Annotated in this window: 17 protein-coding genes and 1 pseudogene; 1 reads left to right on the forward strand and 17 read right to left on the reverse strand. The window is 63.1% G+C overall.

What is annotated here, in order from left to right:
- Positions 1-130: 130 nt before the first annotated feature.
- From QQ658_RS12595 to QQ658_RS12675, 17 genes and pseudogenes are all read right to left on the reverse strand, one after another.
- On the reverse strand, positions 131-1,036 hold the full coding sequence (locus QQ658_RS12595; RefSeq protein WP_286025186.1) for a transporter substrate-binding domain-containing protein: 906 nt from the start codon (positions 1,034-1,036) through the stop codon (positions 131-133).
- Between the two features lie 241 nt (positions 1,037-1,277).
- Complete coding sequence (locus QQ658_RS12600) at positions 1,278-2,078, reverse strand: spermidine synthase (RefSeq protein ID WP_286025187.1); 801 nt, start codon at positions 2,076-2,078, stop codon at positions 1,278-1,280.
- A complete protein-coding gene (locus QQ658_RS12605; RefSeq protein ID WP_286025188.1) occupies positions 2,078-2,584 on the reverse strand; it encodes an ABC transporter permease in 507 nt (168 codons plus the stop codon). The genes QQ658_RS12600 and QQ658_RS12605 overlap by 1 nt, the downstream gene beginning before the upstream one ends.
- The gene (locus tag QQ658_RS12610) at positions 2,526-3,122 is read right to left on the reverse strand and encodes an ABC transporter permease (protein ID WP_286025189.1); all 597 of its coding nucleotides are present in this window, start codon (positions 3,120-3,122) and stop codon (positions 2,526-2,528) included. The genes QQ658_RS12605 and QQ658_RS12610 overlap by 59 nt, the downstream gene beginning before the upstream one ends.
- Positions 3,122-4,123, reverse strand: a complete 1,002-nt coding sequence (locus tag QQ658_RS12615; protein WP_286025190.1) for an ABC transporter permease — start codon at positions 4,121-4,123, stop codon at positions 3,122-3,124. The genes QQ658_RS12610 and QQ658_RS12615 overlap by 1 nt, the downstream gene beginning before the upstream one ends.
- A complete protein-coding gene (locus tag QQ658_RS12620) occupies positions 4,120-5,223 on the reverse strand; it encodes an ATP-binding cassette domain-containing protein (protein ID WP_286025191.1) in 1,104 nt (367 codons plus the stop codon). Before QQ658_RS12620 ends, QQ658_RS12615 begins: the two co-directional genes overlap by 4 nt.
- The gene (locus tag QQ658_RS12625; RefSeq protein ID WP_286025192.1) at positions 5,115-5,711 is read right to left on the reverse strand and encodes an ATP-binding cassette domain-containing protein; all 597 of its coding nucleotides are present in this window, start codon (positions 5,709-5,711) and stop codon (positions 5,115-5,117) included. Before QQ658_RS12625 ends, QQ658_RS12620 begins: the two co-directional genes overlap by 109 nt.
- Positions 5,701-6,738 carry a substrate-binding domain-containing protein gene (locus QQ658_RS12630; RefSeq protein ID WP_286025193.1) on the reverse strand — a complete coding sequence of 346 codons (1,038 nt, stop codon included), beginning with the start codon at positions 6,736-6,738 and terminating at the stop codon, positions 5,701-5,703. The genes QQ658_RS12625 and QQ658_RS12630 overlap by 11 nt, the downstream gene beginning before the upstream one ends.
- Positions 6,739-6,894: 156 nt before the next feature.
- Entirely contained in the window at positions 6,895-8,364 is a 1,470-nt protein-coding gene (locus QQ658_RS12635) for a dihydroxyacetone kinase subunit DhaK (RefSeq protein WP_286025194.1), read from the reverse strand.
- A 136-nt stretch (positions 8,365-8,500) separates the two neighbouring features.
- Positions 8,501-8,659: pseudogene (locus QQ658_RS12640) on the reverse strand (dihydroxyacetone kinase); the annotation flags it as partial.
- Positions 8,660-9,121: 462 nt separating this feature from the next.
- Entirely contained in the window at positions 9,122-11,704 is a 2,583-nt protein-coding gene (gene clpB / locus QQ658_RS12645; RefSeq protein ID WP_286025195.1) for an ATP-dependent chaperone ClpB, read from the reverse strand.
- 153 nt (positions 11,705-11,857) lie between these two features.
- Positions 11,858-12,172 carry a type II toxin-antitoxin system RelE/ParE family toxin gene (locus QQ658_RS12650; protein ID WP_286025196.1) on the reverse strand — a complete coding sequence of 105 codons (315 nt, stop codon included), beginning with the start codon at positions 12,170-12,172 and terminating at the stop codon, positions 11,858-11,860.
- Positions 12,169-12,390 carry an addiction module protein gene (locus QQ658_RS12655; protein ID WP_286025197.1) on the reverse strand — a complete coding sequence of 74 codons (222 nt, stop codon included), beginning with the start codon at positions 12,388-12,390 and terminating at the stop codon, positions 12,169-12,171. The genes QQ658_RS12650 and QQ658_RS12655 overlap by 4 nt, the downstream gene beginning before the upstream one ends.
- A 67-nt stretch (positions 12,391-12,457) precedes the next feature.
- Positions 12,458-12,898 carry a TA system VapC family ribonuclease toxin gene (locus tag QQ658_RS12660; protein WP_286025198.1) on the reverse strand — a complete coding sequence of 147 codons (441 nt, stop codon included), beginning with the start codon at positions 12,896-12,898 and terminating at the stop codon, positions 12,458-12,460.
- Entirely contained in the window at positions 12,867-13,112 is a 246-nt protein-coding gene (locus tag QQ658_RS12665; protein WP_286025199.1) for a DUF2191 domain-containing protein, read from the reverse strand. Before QQ658_RS12665 ends, QQ658_RS12660 begins: the two co-directional genes overlap by 32 nt.
- Before the next feature lie 165 nt (positions 13,113-13,277).
- Positions 13,278-14,357, reverse strand: a complete 1,080-nt coding sequence (locus QQ658_RS12670; protein WP_286025200.1) for an inositol-3-phosphate synthase — start codon at positions 14,355-14,357, stop codon at positions 13,278-13,280.
- Positions 14,358-14,918, reverse strand: coding sequence for a PadR family transcriptional regulator (locus tag QQ658_RS12675; protein ID WP_286025201.1), 561 nt, complete (start codon positions 14,916-14,918; stop codon positions 14,358-14,360). It abuts the gene before it with no gap.
- Between the two features lie 266 nt (positions 14,919-15,184).
- Here QQ658_RS12675 and QQ658_RS12680 point away from each other — a divergent pair, with 266 nt between their 5' ends.
- On the forward strand, positions 15,185-17,077 hold the full coding sequence (locus tag QQ658_RS12680; protein WP_286025202.1) for an alpha/beta-hydrolase family protein: 1,893 nt from the start codon (positions 15,185-15,187) through the stop codon (positions 17,075-17,077).
- The last annotated feature ends 82 nt before the right edge of the window (positions 17,078-17,159 follow it).

Genomic DNA, 17,159 nt, shown 5'->3' on the forward strand with positions numbered 1-17,159 from the left:
GGACTACATTGGCCGCCGCCGCTCGCCGGACAGAAAAGATAGGCTCGCTTTCCGGCGGCCAATTCCGCCCCTTCAAATTACGATGAGTGCCACGCAGCATGCGGATTCAGGCTCAGGCCTGAATTCAGGCTCAGGCCAACTCGGGATTGATCGGGAATTGCTCCACTGCGGCGTCGGCGACGCCGTACTTGTCGAGGATGGCGTCGTACACGCCGGAGGCCTTCAGGTCGTCCAGCGCCTGCGCGATGGCCTCGGCCAACTGCAGATTGTCCTTGGCCATGGTGAATCCGTAGGGCGCCGCACCGTATTGCTCGCCCAGGGCCTCCATCTCGCCCTCGGCTGCCTGAATGGCGTTCTGGACGATCGGGTAGTCGGCGGTCATCGCGTCCGCCTTGCCGATCATCAGCGCATTGTTGACCTCATCCTGACCGGTGTAGGCGAGCTCGGCCATCGGGTCGGACGCGCACGTTGTTTCTTGCAGTTCCTTGATCTCCACTTCCTGGGTGGTGCCGGTCTGGTAGGCGACGGTCTTTCCGCAGGGAGCGGCCGGATCGAAATCACCGGGGTTGCCGGTCAAGGTGGCCCACTGCGAGCCGACATTCAAATACTCGACGAATGTCAGAGTCTCCATGCGCTCATTGGTGATGGTGAAAGACGAGCTGCCCACGTCGTATTTACCCGCCTGCACACCGGCGAGAATCGAATCGAAGGCCGCCATATTCCAGTTGTTTTCGACGCCCAGGCGCGCGGCCACGGCGTCGAAAAGCTCGGGGTTCATGCCCTTGATCTCGGTGCCGTCGAGGTATTCATTGGGCTTGTAGGTGGCCTCGGCCCCCACCTGGATGACGCCCGCTTCTTGGATGGCATCGGGCAGCGAGTCGTGCAGCTCTTGGGAGGCCTCGACGGCGGGAATCTCGGCATCGGATGCTGCCGGACCGGACGATCCGTCGGTGCTCAGCGAGTCGGATCCACACCCACTCAGGACAAGGGCCGCCGCAGAGAATACGGTAGCGGCCAGGGCAAGTGGGCGTTTCATCGGGAAGCCTTCCGTCGAGAGAAGCAGTCAGGGAGCAGGCATGCGGTACGGACCGCCCGCCGGGCTCAGCCTAGCCACTCGCCTGTTCGAGCCTTCACCCGGGCTCCTTCGCCGCCAAGCCCGGTATCGATGTGTTCGGGTGGACAAGACAGTCAGGCGGGATATTTGAGAACTGAAAGAGGGCATTCAGGGCCCGTATAACACACAACGCAGTCAGGCGGGATGCTGAATGCCCTTTCTCTCATTCGAAATGCAGCAGGCCACGCTCCACCACAGGCGACGGCTCGGCGTCCGCGTCAGTGAAGGGCTCCGCGCCACCGATGAAACTCACCAGCTTGGCGCCGTGCATCACCCGATAGGGGAAGTCCGCGCCCGCCGCCTTGCGGACGATCTGGTCTACTGGCAGCTCGGCCCGGCTCGCGGCCAGCACCAGGTTGCCGTGCCGTCTGCCCTTGAGAACCGCCAATTCGGCGCTCAATGCGAGATGCCCGGCGAACTGCGAGATGCCGGCCAGCACCCGTTTCGTCCAGGCCAGCGGAAAGGTGTCGATGACATTGACCAACAGCATCCCGTCCGCGTGCAGCACCCGGAAACACTGCTCGAAGAACTCGGTGCTGATCAACGACTTCGGTACCCGGGCGTCCGCAAACGCGTCCACCACGATGGCCTGCGCATAGTCGTCCGGCATCTCGGTGACACCTTCGCGTCCGCCCAGCGGACGCACTTTGACGCCCGATCTCGGCGGCAATGGCAGGTACTCGCGCACCTTGGCGGTGAGTTCAACGTTGGGTTCCAGCACGATCTGCGCAGAGGTCGGGCGCGTGGCGGCCACATACCGTGGCAGGCTCATCGCCCCGCCACCGATGTGGATCACCCACATCCGCTCGCCGGGCCCGGCGGCCAGGTCGAGGTAGTCGGCGAGCCGCACCATGTAGGCGAACTCCAACCGGGTGGGATCGTCGGGATCGACCCACGAGTGAGCAACCTCGTCCATGGTCAGCACCCAGCCCGAGCCGTCCGGCTGGAACGAAATCTCGCTCATCAGCTCAGCGTAGCCGCCTGGCTCGGTGGTGACTGAACCAGTTCTTCGGTGGCCTCCACCCTGCGTTTGCGGACGCTGCGCCTGGCCAGCCAGCGGGAGAATCCGAGGATGGCGATCAGCAACACGCCCCAGGCGAAATCGGACGCGAACGCCGCGCCCGACCAGCCGCCGAGAATCATGTTCAGCCCGGTCTGCAACTCCTGAGCCACGATGGCCGCCAGAATCACCATGGAGATCCGCCCCGAGCCGCCGTAGGGATTCATGCCTGCCACCACGGCGATCAACAGCGCCTGGGTGAGATAGGACGAACCGAACGACACATTTGCCGCGTTCAGTCCGGCGAAGAGCAGCAGCCCTGCGATGGAGGCGATCAGGCCGGACACCGCGTAGGTGACGATCTGGTCACGTTCCACATTCGTGCGCCCGAACCTGGCGACCTTGGTCTGTTCACCGATGGCGTACAGCCGGAAACCGAATTGGGTACGTTGCGTCAGCAGCCACAGCACCGCGACCCCCGATCAGGAAAAACCAGAACGAAATCGGCAACACCGCGACCGTGGTGGTGCTGATCCAGCCCAGCGTGCCCTGACCGTAGACGGTGCTGCCCGAGGTGGCGCCGGTGAAGATACCGAGGAAAACCGCAGAAGTGCCGAGCGTGGTCCGGATCGGATGCACCCGCAAGATCGCGATCACGGTGCCGTTCAGTAGTCCGGCCGCGAGCCCCGTGGCGAGTCCCGCGACGATACCGATCACGGTCGCCGTGCCCGCGCCGGTGCCAGGGGTCAGCGCGTTCATCACCAGCGCGGCCACGATCGCCGACCCGTTGGCCACGTTCACGCATGACAGGTCGATGCCGCCGATCAGAAAGGTGATGGCGATGCACAAGGCGAGCAGCCCCAACGGGGCGATCTGGACGGCCATCGATTGCAGGTTGGCGATCTTCGGGAAGGTATGGGGCGCCAGCACGCTCAACACCGCCGTCAGCACCACCAGCAGGACGATCAGCGACCAGGTGTGAGATCTGGGCCCGAACCTGGATTCCATCAGTCGTCCACCACCTTTCCGCGCTTGATCCGCTCTCTTCGATCGCGGAAGGCCGGCATCACGACGCCGATCAGCAAGAAGCCACCGACGAAGACCTGCTGCCAGGCCGAAGGTATCCCGACCAGCACCAGCGAATTGCCGACAACGGTGATCAGCAGAACGCCCAGCACCGTGCCCGTCACCGTGCCCCTGCCACCGGTCACGTTCGCGCCGCCCAACACGACTGCGGCGAGCACCGACATCTCGAAGCCGATCAAGGTGGACGGATCGGCCGCCCGGTTCATGGACGCATAGAAGATGCCGCCCAGGCCCGCCAGCAGGCCGGACAGCACGAAGGCCGAGATCCTCGTCCGGTTGATCTTGACGCCCAGCCGTTCGGCGGCCTCCTCGTTGTCACCGATCGCATAGAGATATCGGCCCCACCAGGTGCGTTTCAGCAGCAGCGCGAGCCCGACCGCCAATAGCGCCCAGATCAGCACGGTGACGCTCAACGAGGCGATGCGGCCGCCGGAGTTGACCGAGAACAGCGATAGCTGGCCGAATTCGGACATCTGAGCCGGCAGCACGCGGATGCGCTCGGTGCCGACGAAGGCGAGCAGACCACCCCGGTAGAGGGTCAGTGTGCCGATGGTCACGATCATCGCGGGCAGCCTCAGCCAGGCCACCAATATGCCGTTGACCAGGCCGAGCACGGCACCGATCAAACAGCCGACGGCGATCGCCAGCAACACGGTGCCCTGAAAGTTGATGGCGTTCAGGGTCACGGTGGTCAGATACATGGAGACCACCTCGATCGCGGGCACCGAAATATCGATGCCGTTGGTGACCAGCACCGTCATCACGCCGAGGGCCATGATGCCCAGCACCACGGCACTTCTGGCCACACCGAATAGATGGGCCGCCGAGAAGAAGCTGGGGTTCGCGACGCCGAAGAGCACCATGATCACCACCAGCACCACGCCCAGCAGAGCCTCGCGGTGTGCGAACAGGCGCCCGATCATGCGGCCACCTCGCTCTGGTTGATGTCGATGATGCGCTCCTCGGTGAGGCCGTCGGCCGCGTGGGTTTCGGTCAATCGTCCAGAAATCACGAATCCGACATCGTCGCTGACGGCGAGCAGTTCGGCCGGCTCGTCCGAGATCAGCAGGACTGCCGTGCCCTCGTTCGCCACCGTCCTGATGAGGTCGTGGATCGCGGCCCGCGAGCCGACATCGACACCGACCGTCGGGTTGTTGAAGATCATCACGTCGGGGCGCGGGGCAAGCGCCCTGGCCAGCAGCACGCGCTGTTGATTGCCGCCGGACAATGACGAGACCGGGGCTTCGACGGTCGGGGTCTTGATGGAAAGCTTCGACCGCCATTGCTCGGCCAGGGCCTGCTGCCTGCCGGTGCTGAGCAGGTGCGCCGGGTTGCGGGTTTCGGCAAGGCTGGAGGCCACCACGTTCTCGGCTATCGACCAGTCGAGGTAGAGCCCCTCGGTCAGCCGGTCGTCGGGCAGGTACTGAATGTCGCGGCGGCTGCGCGCCGAATGAACCCGCTTGCCATGCAGCGCGATGGTGCCGGACTCGGTGGGGATGAGCCCTGCGATCGCCAGCCCGATGGAGATCTTTCCGCAACCGACCAGACCGGAGAGCCCGAGGATGCGCCCGGCGTAGAGATCGAGATCGATCTGCTGAAAGGTCTCCCCCAGGCTCAGTCCGCTCACCCGCAGCGTCGGTTCGCCCGTAGCCTGCGCCACATCGGTGCGCCGCACATTGACGACCTGGTTGCCGGTCATCAAGAAGCTGATCTTGTCGGTGTCGAATTCGGACGCCGGGCCGGTCGCGATCAGTTTTCCGTCGCGGATCACCGAGACGTCGTCGGCGATGTCGACCACCTCGCGCAGTTTGTGCGAGATGAAGATGAAAGAGACCCCACCGGCGGCGAGGGTGCGCACCGAGGCGAGCAACGAGTCGATCTCGTCCTGGGTGAGGGCCGCGGTCGGCTCGTCCATCACAATGATCTGGCCGTCGCTGGAGATGGCCCGGGCGATGGCGACCAGTTGCCGTTCGGCGGTCGACAGATCGCCCAGCCGGGCGTTTGGGTCGATCTCTGCGCCCAACCGGGCAGCGCAGCTGCCGCGGACGCGACAGCCTGCTTGCCGGGGGCCTTGCCGAACGGACGGGCGCCGCCTTCGAACGCGATGTTCTCGGCCACTGTCATATTCGGGAACAGCGCCAGATCCTGGTAGATCACCCGCACCCCGTGAGCGATCGCGTCACGTGGAGTGATGGCCTCGATCTCGGTGCCGCCGATGATGATCTGGCCGGAGTCGGGCGCGTGGGCACCGGCGATGATCTTCGTCAGGGTGGACTTGCCGGAGCCGTTCTCGCCGACCAGTGCGTGCACGGTGCCCCGGCGCAGCACCAGATCGACGCCGTCCAGGGCCTGGACGCTGCCGAATGCCTTGGAGATCTTTCGGCATTCGACAGCGGGAACATCCCCGGCTGCCGTCTCCGGGGCAACGCCGACAGGGGAACCACCCGTTCCGGCCGCCAGATCGGCGGCCGGAGCCACCTGGTCCCCGTCCGGATCTTCGTCAGAAGTCATACTCGTCGGCATTGTCTTTGGTGACGTTGATCCAGGCGTTCTCGCCGTAAATGACCTTGTCCTCGATGGTGATCGTGGCGTATCCCTCGGCGTCCAGCTTCATGGATTCGTCAACCGTGCCGCCGTCCAGCATGATCTTGGCGACCTCGTTCTGGGCGTAGGCGGCCTGCCCGGGATCCCAGAACTGGATGAGATCGATCGCGCCGCTGGCCAGCAGATCTTTGGTGTCCTTCGGGGTCGAGGTGCCGCAGACCACGATCGTGTCCTGCAGCCCGGCCTCCTCGACGGCCTGGCCGACACCCACGACATCGGTGGACGCAGAACCTTGCACACCTGCCAGGTTCGGGAACGCGGATAGCGCCTCCTGCATCTTCTGATAGGCCTGCTGGGAGTCGTCTGACGTCTCGATCCGATCGCCCACCCTGGTCATATTCGGATAATTATCCAGCTGGTACTTTTCGGCGGCTTCCACCCATTCCATATGGGTGGTGGACGATAGTGATCCGACCATTTGAATGTATTCGCCGGTCTCATTCATCCGGGAGGCGAGTTCCTTCATCAAATTGATGCCGTAATCCTCATTCTGGAAGGCTTCGATGTCGTAATCGGCATTGTCGATACCCGGCGCCTCGTGGGTGATGACGATGATGCCCGCCTCCATCGCCTGCCGCAGCACCTGCTCCACGGCGTCCGGCTGGAAGGGGCAGACCAGCAATGCGGAGACGTTCGAGGCGATCAGGTCTTGGATCACCTTGACCTGGGCGTTGGCGTCGGCCTGGCTCGAACCCTGATAGTAGGCGTTGTTGCCGGTGTCGGAGGCATATTGCTTGACGCCCTCCTCCATCCGGTTGAACCAGGCGATGCCGGTGAGCTTCGGCACCGTGACCATCGCCCCGGCGGCATCGCCGCCGCCGGACCCGCTCGCTTCGGTGGATCCCCCGGTCGTCCCGCAGGCCGACAGTGCACCCATGGCGGCCACGCCGGCACCGATATACATGAATTGACGACGATTGAATTCGATTGACATTGCTACTCCGCTCCGTGTCGTTCGCTCACCACGTTGACTAATACCTAAATATCGAACTATGCAAAAGATGTCGACTAAGGGGCCTGCAGATAAATTTCCGTTGCGTTTATTTATCGTCAGGCGCTAAACCCTGATCCGGGCCAAGACTGGATCCGGCTAGATAACGCGCGCGATTTCTTCGAGCAGTCGTAAGAAGGCGACCGATCCGGGATCCTTGCGGCCGACGGAACGTTCCCCCACCCAAGCGGCCCTGCCGCGCTGAGAGGTCTGCCCGGTCTGGGTCTCCACGACACCGGTGGCGACCTGCACGGCGCCGGCGGCCACTGCTTTGGCGTCGCTGCTGGTGGTCTGCTCCAGGTAGTTGGCGATGGCATCGATCACGTCGACGACCGTCTTGTCGCCCACCTGGGCGCCGCCTCTGGCCATGATCTTCTCGGCCATGGTGTGCGCGGCGGCAGCGAATGCGTTGGCGCCGACGCGATCATCGGCGAAGGCGGTCGAAGCGGCGATCATCCCGCCGCCCAGCAGGGCTGCGTAGGTCGACGGGTTCGCGGACGAGAATGCCGTGCCGAGTGCCTTGAAGATCTCTGCCGGGGCGGCATTGTCGGGCAGGGCCGCAACGGCGGCGTTCTGCGCTTTGGCTCCCTCGCCGACCGTGATGCCCAGGTCGCCATCGCCGAGGGCAGCGTCCAGTTCACGAAGCTCTTCGGAGTAGCCCGGCAGCCCGGCGGTGACCGCCAGCACGATATCGCGCAGCCGGCTGGGCTCCTCGACGGTGCGTATCCCCTCGTCAACTCCATCTTCAGTAGTGGCAGCGGTGTGGCTGGCGGTCGTGCGCACCCCCTCGGTCAGCTGCACCGAGCCGTGTTGGAAGAACGGCGAACGAGCGGGCTCATCCATCAATTCGGCCAGTTTGTCGTCCAATTGGCAGATGGAAAGAGAGGCGCCGGCCATTTCGAGTGAGGTTGCGTATTCGCCGATGAACAGATTCCGGACGACCGCCCTACGTTCGGTCAGTTGCTGATGCACCCGGCGGTAAATGACATACAGTTCTTCGAGCGGGGTCGACCCCAAGCCGTTGACGAGCACGGCCAGTTGCCTGCCCTGCGAAAGGTCGAGTTCCTTCTCCAACTCCGTGAGGAATCTATCGGTGATCTGATCGGCGGTTTCCAGCGGCCCGCGGAACTGGCCGGGTTCACCGTGAATACCGATACCGATCTCCATTTCGCCCTCGTCGAGAGTGAATGTCGGTTCTCCCGCCGCGGGCAGAATCGTCGGCGACAGCCCAACGCCCATCGTCCGGGTGGCGTCACAGGTGCGCTGCGCGATCTCGGTCACCTTGTCGAGGTCGCATCCCTTTTCGGCGGCCGCCCCGGCCGTCTTGTAAGCAAAGAAAAGACCCGCCACACCGCGACGGGTATCTGCCTTTTCGGGAGGAGCGGAAAGGATATCGTCGCGTCCCAATACCGTTGTGGTACGAATGCCCTCGGTCGATGCCAGGTCTGCTGCGATATCGAAATTGAAGATATCTCCGCCGTAGTTTCCATAGAGATAGAGAACGCCTGCGCCATCGTCGCTGGCTACCGTCGCTGCGTGAATCTGCTCGGGCGAGGGAGAGCTGAACACATTCCCGACCGCGCAGCCAGACGCCAGTCCCCGGCCCACGTATCCGAGGAAGAGCGGCCGCGCCTGAAATAGCCCGAGCGCGGCCCGCCCCCCGGCCCACGTATCCGAGGAAGAGCGGTAGGTGGCCCGATCCGCCGCCGGTGACGATGCCGACCCGGCCGTTGGTTCCGGCGTCGGTCCTCACCAGGGCTCTTCGATCAGGATCGACTGCCTTCAGTTCGTCGGGATGCCCCCACAGGATTCCATCCACGACTTCGTCGACAAAACTACCCGGATCATTGATGATCTTGCGCATCAGCACTCCCTCGTACCGCGGTTCTCAAGTAGTCAGGACAATAGCGCAAATCTATTGCGCTGGGAACCGCCCGGCGTCCGAAATAATCGAGCACGAGATTCGTTTAGAACGTGACGATAAATTAACGCGTCGAGTGGCGGTTTCGGGGTGGGATGCATGACAAAGCGGAGGCATAACCTCGTGCCGATGGCACGTGGGCGGGCCGATAACGCAATCAGGCGCCCGATCCCAGAAGCGACACGCAGCGGGAATATATCGGATGGTTCTTATCACATAGCAGCAGCTGCGTAAAGAGCAGACCCCCCTTACGAACGGGTTTCGCCGGTATATATTCATTCCTTCAGTGGCCGTTTTTATCCGAAATTATTTCGGGCTACGCGCTTACACCAATACCGGCAACGACGAGGCCCGCCGTCATGCCGCCTTTCGGCGGATCATGACGGCGGGCCGGCAGTTATTTCGTCAGGCGATACTGTCGATCTGCAGTCCATCTGCCTCGGGCTGCACGCCAAAGTGCACGCTCTGCCCATCGGTGACCTCACCGGCCAGCACCTTGCGGGCCAGCTGGTCCTCGATCGTGGTCTGCAGCAACCGGCGCAACGGACGAGCACCGTAAACCGGGTCGTAGCCACGATTGGCCAGCCAACGGCGTCCGGCATCGCTCACCTCGACGGTGATGCGGCGCTCGGCCAGCCGGTGGTTGATGCGGTCGAGGTTGATGTCGACGATGTGGGCCAGGTCTTCGCGGCTCAGCGGCGAGAACATCACGATCTCGTCCAGCCGGTTCAAGAACTCCGGACGGAAGGTCTTGCGGACCACGTTCATGACGGCTTCGTTCTTGGCCTTGTCGCTCATCGCGGTGTCGGACAAGAAGTTGCTGCCCAGATTCGAGGTCATGATCAAGATCACGTTGCGGAAGTCGATCGTGCGTCCCTGGCCGTCGGTCAGCCGGCCGTCGTCGAGCACCTGCAGCAAGATGTTGAAGACATCCGGATGGGCCTTCTCCACCTCGTCCAGCAGCACCACCGAGTAGGGACGACGCCGCACCGCTTCGGTCAGCTGGCCGCCCTCTTCGTAGCCGATGTAACCCGGAGGGGCACCGACCAGCCGCGAGACGGAGTGCTTCTCCATGTATTCGCTCATGTCGATACGGACCATGGCCTGCTCGTCATCGAAGAGGAAGTCGGCCAACGCCTTGGCCAGCTCCGTCTTGCCGACACCGGTCGGCCCGAGAAACAGGAACGATCCGGTCGGACGATTCGGGTCCGAGATACCGGCACGGGCACGGCGCACCGCGTCCGACACAGCCTTGACGGCGTCGCGCTGGCCGATCAGCCGCTTGCCGATACGGTCCTCCATCTCGAGCAGCTTCGCGGACTCGCCTTCCAGCATCTTGCCCACCGGAATACCGGTCCAGGCGCTGACGACCTCGGCGATATCGGCACTGGTGACGTCTTCGGAGACCATGGTCTTCTTGTCACCGGCGACCTGCTCGGCCTCGTTCATCTCCTTTTCGATGGCCGGAATCTCGCCATAGAGAATCTGCGCGGACTTCTCGAGGTTGCCCTCACGCTGGTAGCGCTCAGCGTCGGTACGCAACGAGTCGATCTGCTCCTTCAGCTCACCGACCCGGTTCAGTCCGCCCTTCTCGGCGTCCCATTGGGCCTCCAGTGCACGCAAGTGCTCCTTGGCATCGGCAAGTTCGGCGTTCAGGTTCTCCAGACGCTGCTTGGACGCCTCGTCGGTTTCGGTGCCCAGCGCGAACTGTTCCATGGTCAGCCGGTCGACCTGGCGGCGCAGCTGGTCGATCTCTTCGGGGGACGAATCGATCTCCATCCGCAGCCGGGACGCCGCCTCGTCGATCAGGTCGATAGCCTTGTCAGGGAGCTGACGATTCGAGATATAGCGGTTCGACAGGGTTGCTGCCGCGACCAGCGCACTATCGGTGATCCGCACCTTGTGGTGCGCCTCATAACGCTCGCGGATGCCACGAAGAATCGCAACCGTGTCCTCGACGCTCGGCTCACCGACATAGACCTGCTGGAAACGGCGTTCCAGAGCAGGGTCCTTCTCGATGTGCTCGCGGTATTCGTCCAAGGTGGTAGCGCCGATCATCCGCAGCTCGCCGCGGGCCAGCATCGGCTTCAACATATTGGACGCATCCATCGATCCTTCGGAGGCTCCCGCCCCGACGACCGTGTGCAGCTCGTCGATGAAGGTGATGATCTGGCCTTCAGCGTCCTTGATCTCGTTCAGGACGGCCTTCAGCCGCTCCTCGAACTCGCCACGGTATTTCGCACCTGCGACCATCGAAGCCAGGTCGAGGGAGACGACGCGACGTCCCTTCAAGGAGTCGGGAACATCGCCGGCGACCACGCGCTGGGCCAGGCCCTCGACGACGGCGGTCTTGCCGACGCCGGGTTCACCGATCAGCACCGGGTTGTTCTTGGTGCGCCGGCTCAACACCTGGACGACACGCCTGATCTCGGCGTCACGCCCGATCACCGGATCGAGTTTGCCCTCACGTGCACGTGCGGTCAGGTCGACCGAGTACTTGTCGAGCGCGGATTCGCCGCCCTCGGATTCGGCGCTGGTGACGCGCTTGGAGCCGCGCGCCTCGTTGAAGGTCTCGGTCAGCTTTTTGGCGGTTGCTCCGGCCCTGGTCAGAATCTGGCTTGCTTCGGATTGCACCTGGGCAAGCGAGATCAGCAGGTGTTCGGTGGCGACGTACTGGTCGCCCATCTGCTCGGCGCGGGTCTCGGCGTCCGCCATCACCCGGGCGAATGCGCCCGACAGTTGTGGCTGGGTAACAGACGAGCCCGAGGTCGCGGGCAGGTGCTTGATTGCAGCCTCGGCCTGCTGGTCGATCTGACCGGCGTCCACGCCGATCTTGGCCAACAGGGGGCTGACGGAATTGTCGGGCACCATCAGCAGTGCATGCAGCAGGTGCACCGGCTCGGCGGACGGGTTGCCGCCGGTCAATGCGAGTCGTAACGCGGTGGAAACCGCGTCGCGGCTCATGGTGGTTAGTTTCTCAGTGTCCATCAGGTCTCCGCGTAGTAGATCTTTGCCGGATCCATCAAAGGAGCGCTAACTGCGCGTCCGTTGACGAATCCGATCCAACTCAAAGTTGAGTCTATGCCACTCAACTCTGGTTCGGGGTCTGGTATTCCCTACTTGCGGGGTTGCTCCGGAGGTCTATGCCCGGGACCGGTCAGTGATCATCTTCGTCGTCCTTGCCGGATCTTGCTTGACATGAATAACCGCCACCACCTCAATGACCCCGGTTTCGGCAAGGTAATAGACCATGTACGGGAAGCTGGGCAGTTTCAGTCGCCGCGACTCTGCGACCCCTTCTGGCCCAATATACGGGTAGTGTTGTGCGAGCTTGACACCATCATTGAATTCCTTGCGCCAGCGGCGCACGAGGTCGCGGTCGATCTCGGCGTAGTAGGAAAGCGCCTTATCTATGTCGATCCAGACATCTGGATGAATACTAAGGTGCCATCTCACTGCCACTTTTCATCCAGTCGCCGATTCAGCTCCTCCAACGAGATACCGAGGGCAGAATCAGCACGTATCTCGGCCGCACGCCGACTTACGAGTTGAGCTTGCGAATCGGTGATCGATTCTTCTTGAGCCGCCGTCGAAATCTTCAGGTACTCAAGCAGATCAACCCGTTCGGCGTATGTCAGGGCGTCCACCGCAACCTGAACTGTCTGGCTAACCATGCGATCAATCTTATAATGGGCAGACGACCACGACCGAGGTGCGGGCGACAAGAGGCGCCACTGGCACTCAGGCACTCCAGACGTCCACCCACTGCCGGTCAGCAGCAATCAGCGATTCTCGAATCGCCGCATCGAAGGTCGCGAGTTTCGTGGCGTGAGCCGCTGCCAGGCCCACCAGGTGGAGGTCGGTCACTTGCCTGCGGCCCATCAATACCCGGGTGTCGATAAGGGAATCCGCAAGCGTGGTCGAATCCGGCAGCCATTTCCACCCCGGCACTTGCCGAATCGCACGCAACTGCTCCAGCGCCTCCGCTCCGCTGACCCTTCGGCCGACAACTGCTTCGGTCAGAAGCAGCCGCAAAAGACCAGACTCGGTTACCGAACAGGTACTCCACTCATCCAGCTTCGCGAAATGGGCATGAGCCGCAGCGTGATGCACATGCTGATCCCAACTGAGAGCCAGGAGCACATTGACATCAAGCAGCATCGGCGGCAGGGGTGTCGTCATCTCGGTATTGGGCGACCATTTCGTCCGTGACGAGATGATCCGGCGAGCCCGTCATCACGGGAAAGCCATCTTGCCCGGTGACTGGAGCCTGACGCACGCGCAGACCCTGAAGTGCGAGTTCAGATATTGCCTTGCCGATGGAAATTCGCTCAGCTGTGGCCTTGGCACGGGCCGCGCTCAGCACTGCATCATCGATGTCCAACGTCGTCCGCATGTCGTCATCATATCATCAGCGCATCAACTCGGAACGTTCGCAAAGTCCGCCAGCGGTCAAGCGGACAACCCAAGCAGACGCTGAGCCTGGCCCGATCAAAATTATTGGGTTCGGTTTTACAGCCATAGTCTGCAAAACCGAACCCAATAATCGTCCGTCGAAGAACTACCGCTCGACCTCACCGGCGATGAAGGCCTCGACCGACGCCTGGGCGTCCTCATCGTGGCGCTGTTCGGGCGGAGACTTCATGAAGAAGCTGGCCGGAGACAGCAGCGGACCACCGACGCCGCGATCGAGCCCGATCTTTGCCGCGCGGATCGCATCGATCACCACACCCGCCGAGTTCGGCGAATCCCAGACCTCGAGCTTGTATTCGAGGCTGACCGGTGCGCCGCCGAAGTTGCGTCCCTCCAGCCGGACGAAGGCCCACTTGCGGTCGTCCAGCCAATCGACGTAGTCAGACGGCCCGACGTGGATGTCGCGGTCTTCGAAATGATGCTCCACATTGCTGGTGACGGCTTGGGTTTTGGAGATCTTCTTCGACACCAGACGCTCGCGCTCCAGCATGTTCTTGAAGTCCATGTTGCCGCCGACGTTCAGCTGGTAGGTGCGGTCGATGGTGATACCGCGGTCCTCGAACAGCTTGGCCAGCACGCGGTGGGTGATGGTGGCGCCGATCTGGCTCTTGATGTCGTCGCCCACGATCGGCAGCTTGGCATCGGTGAACTTCTGCGCCCACTCGGGGGTGGACGCGATGAACACCGGCAGGCAGTTGACCATCGCGCAGCCGGCGTCGATCGCGCACTGCGCGTAATACTTGTCCGCCTCCTCCGAACCGACCGGAAGGTAGCTGACCAGCACGTCGACTTGCGCGTCCTTGAGCGCCTGGACGACATCAACCGGGGTTTCGGCCGATTCTTCGACGGTCTCGCGGTAATACTTGCCGAAACCATCAAGAGTCACGCCACGTTGCACCGTGACGCCGGTTTGCGGAACGTCGCAGATTCTGATGGTGCAATTGTCGCTGGCATTGATCGCGTCGGCGAGGTCGAGACCGACTTTTGCGGCGTCGACGTCGAATGCGGCAACGAATTCGATATCGCTGACATGATAATCACCGAATTGCACGTGCATCAGTCCCGGAACGGTTTCCTCGGGTGACGCGTCGTGGTAATAGGTGACACCTTGCACCAGGGATGATGCACAGTTGCCCACCCCAACGATCGCAACACGGATCGCGCTCATCTATTCTCCTTCTTGAATTCCGTCTTTTTGAATTCCGGTTTCCTCGGCGGCAATCATTTGGTCGAGCCAGGACAATTCGCCTGCCAGGACGTCGCGAGTGTGCCGAACGAGTTCTTGTCCGTAATGGTCCAAACCCGATAATGACCAAGAATCAATCGCAGCGAGCCTGGATGTTGATCCCTCACGCCGCCCGTGCAGAATGCGCAGCCGGTTACGTGGGCTGGTCATCCCCAGCAAAGAGAAGCGGACGCCGAAGTCGTCGCTCCACACACTGGGATCTGTGGTGGCCAGTTGCTGCGTGAGGTATTCCTCACCGGCCGGCGTCAGGTGATAGATACGACGCGAACGACCACCGACCAGCAGTGGACGCTCGGTGCCGCAATCACATATCAGGCCCCGCTCCAGCAGCCGGCGCAGAGCCGGATACAGCGAGCCGAACGACACCTTGTGCAGGTAACCGACCACCATATTGACGTGCTTGCGCACCTCGTAGCCATAGGACGGGCCATGTGACAGTCGCCCAAGGATCGCAAGATCCAAAGTCGGTTGCCGCAGGGCCATCTACGCACCTCACTTCTACTTCTTCGTGGAGACCAAGGCGCTCCTGGTGTTCGTCCAGAATCGGCCAAGTGGCGCCTTACCCATGTCGGGTTGCCGAACCATATATATCGGCTCGATATATCGAGATGCTACATGCTCCGCACGCCTGGTGTCACATGCCGACACGCAGCCGTGCCTGATCTGCGAACACACGCCTGCTCGGACGCGAGCCCGGGCGACTCGGACGATCCATTCAACGAACGCGTCGCCACATATGCTTGGCAACCGTGGGTTTGTTCAAGAAACAGGCAAAGCCCGGGCAGGCGTCCGCTAGACGCGAGTTCCCCCGGCTGCGCCGCGCGCCCAAACGAGAGATCCCCGGACCGAGCCGCGCGTTCGGCAAGGGCGGGCGCGTCAGGCCCCGGCTCCCCCTGCACCGCACCAGGCTGCCGGGCAAAGGGCTCGCCGCATTCGTCGAAACCCGCTGGAAGATCGCCGCCGCGCGAACCCATGAACTGGCCCAGGTCACCGTTCCCGAGACGCTCACCGGCTGGAGCGCCTACGCGGCGTCCTATTCGCCCAGCCTGCTGGCCAGACCCTGGTACTGGCAGGGCTTCATCGCAGGCCTGAGCGCGATGTTCGGGTACCAGGTGGGCCTGCTGACCAGCACCGCCGCCCGGCTGCTGGCCGACAAGACCGGCGTCCGGATCAAGCTGACGCCGGGCACCGGGCAAGGGGGCATGATCGCGGGCGGCGCCGTCTTGGCGGCTGCGGCGATAGCGGTTCCGCTGCGTTCGGTGCGCTGGAATCGCCGCACCGCCGACTACGCGCGGGTCGCCGGCCCCAACGCCTTCTGGGCGGTGGCCTCCGCGGCCGCGGCCGCAGCCACGTTCTCACTGCTTTTGGCGCAGTGGAAGGGCATTTTGTGGTCGATCAACTACCTGTCGGGGCACCTGCGCAATCGGTTCGCCTGGCAGGCCCTCGGACGCCTGGTCTCGACGCTGGTGATCATCACGACCATCCTGGTGGTCTTCGATCAGGTGATCTGGCGGGCGATCCTGGGAGTCACCATCTCGGCGTCCGCGAAGGTCGATCTGCGCATCCCGCCGGGCGTCCATCAGCCTGATTCCCCCCTGCATTCGGGCAGCGAGGAATCCTTCGAGAAATGGAACTCCTTGGGTCTGCAAGGCAAGAGATACGCCTGCGGCGGCCCGTCCAAGCAACGCATCGAAGAAGTGCTCGGCGAACAGGCCAAGCAACCAATCCGGGCCTACGCGTCCATGAATGGACGAAGCACGCCCGAGGTCATCGATGCGGTGCTCGCCGAACTCGACCGGACGAACGCCTGGGCGCGCAAGGCGATCCTGATCGTGACCACCACCGGACGCGGCAATGTCAACGAGTGGAGCACCTCGGCCTTCGAGTTCTTGATGCGCGGCGACTGCGCAACTGCCGCCATGCAGTACTCAGGCCTGCCGTCGGCAGTCACCATCTTGTCGAGCAAGCAGATCCCGGTGGACGCTTCCCGGCTGCTCTTCGGCGCGATCGAGGAGCGGGTGTCGGCCTTGCCGATCGGTGAGCGTCCGCAACTGTATGTCGCGGGCGAGTCACTGGGGGCATACGGCTCCAACGGCATCTTCGCCAGCCCGGAAGACATGCTCTCGCGCGCCGCCGGTGGAGTGTGGACGGGATGCCCGTCGTTCTCGCCCATTCAAAGCGAATGGTCGCGCCGCCGCACCGCCGGATCGACACTGGTGCGTCCGGTCGTCGATCGGGGACGCCACGTGCGATTCGCTTGCCGGCCCGATGATTTGACGCTCGGATTGCAGGGCGAGCGACTCGGCGAATGGCTGGCGCCGAGGTTCTGCTACCTGCAGAACGACACCGATCCGGTGGTCTGGTGGGAGCCCCGGTTGCTGTGGCACAAGCCCGAATGGCTGGACGAGATGCGCGGCACGGGCACGCCGATGGCCGCGATGACCTGGTGGCCGTTCATCACCTTCTGGCAGGTGGCCGCCGACATGCCGGTGTGCCGCAATGTCGGGCCCGGCTTTGGCCACAAGTACCACGCATCCCAGTGCGTCCCGGCCTGGGCGGGAGTGTTGGGGCTCGACCCCGAAGCCGAGTGGTCGCAGGTGATCGACGCGCTGAACGTCGACGTGCCGCCGGTGAATCCGTAGGCCCGATCCGGCCACACCCCGCCGCGCTTCCGCTCCCGGGCGAGTTCGGGCGGGTAGCGTGAACATGACCACGCAGAAGGGA

Source organism: Propionimicrobium sp. PCR01-08-3 (genome assembly GCF_030286045.1).
In the GTDB taxonomy this organism is placed as follows: domain Bacteria; phylum Actinomycetota; class Actinomycetes; order Propionibacteriales; family Propionibacteriaceae; genus Brooklawnia.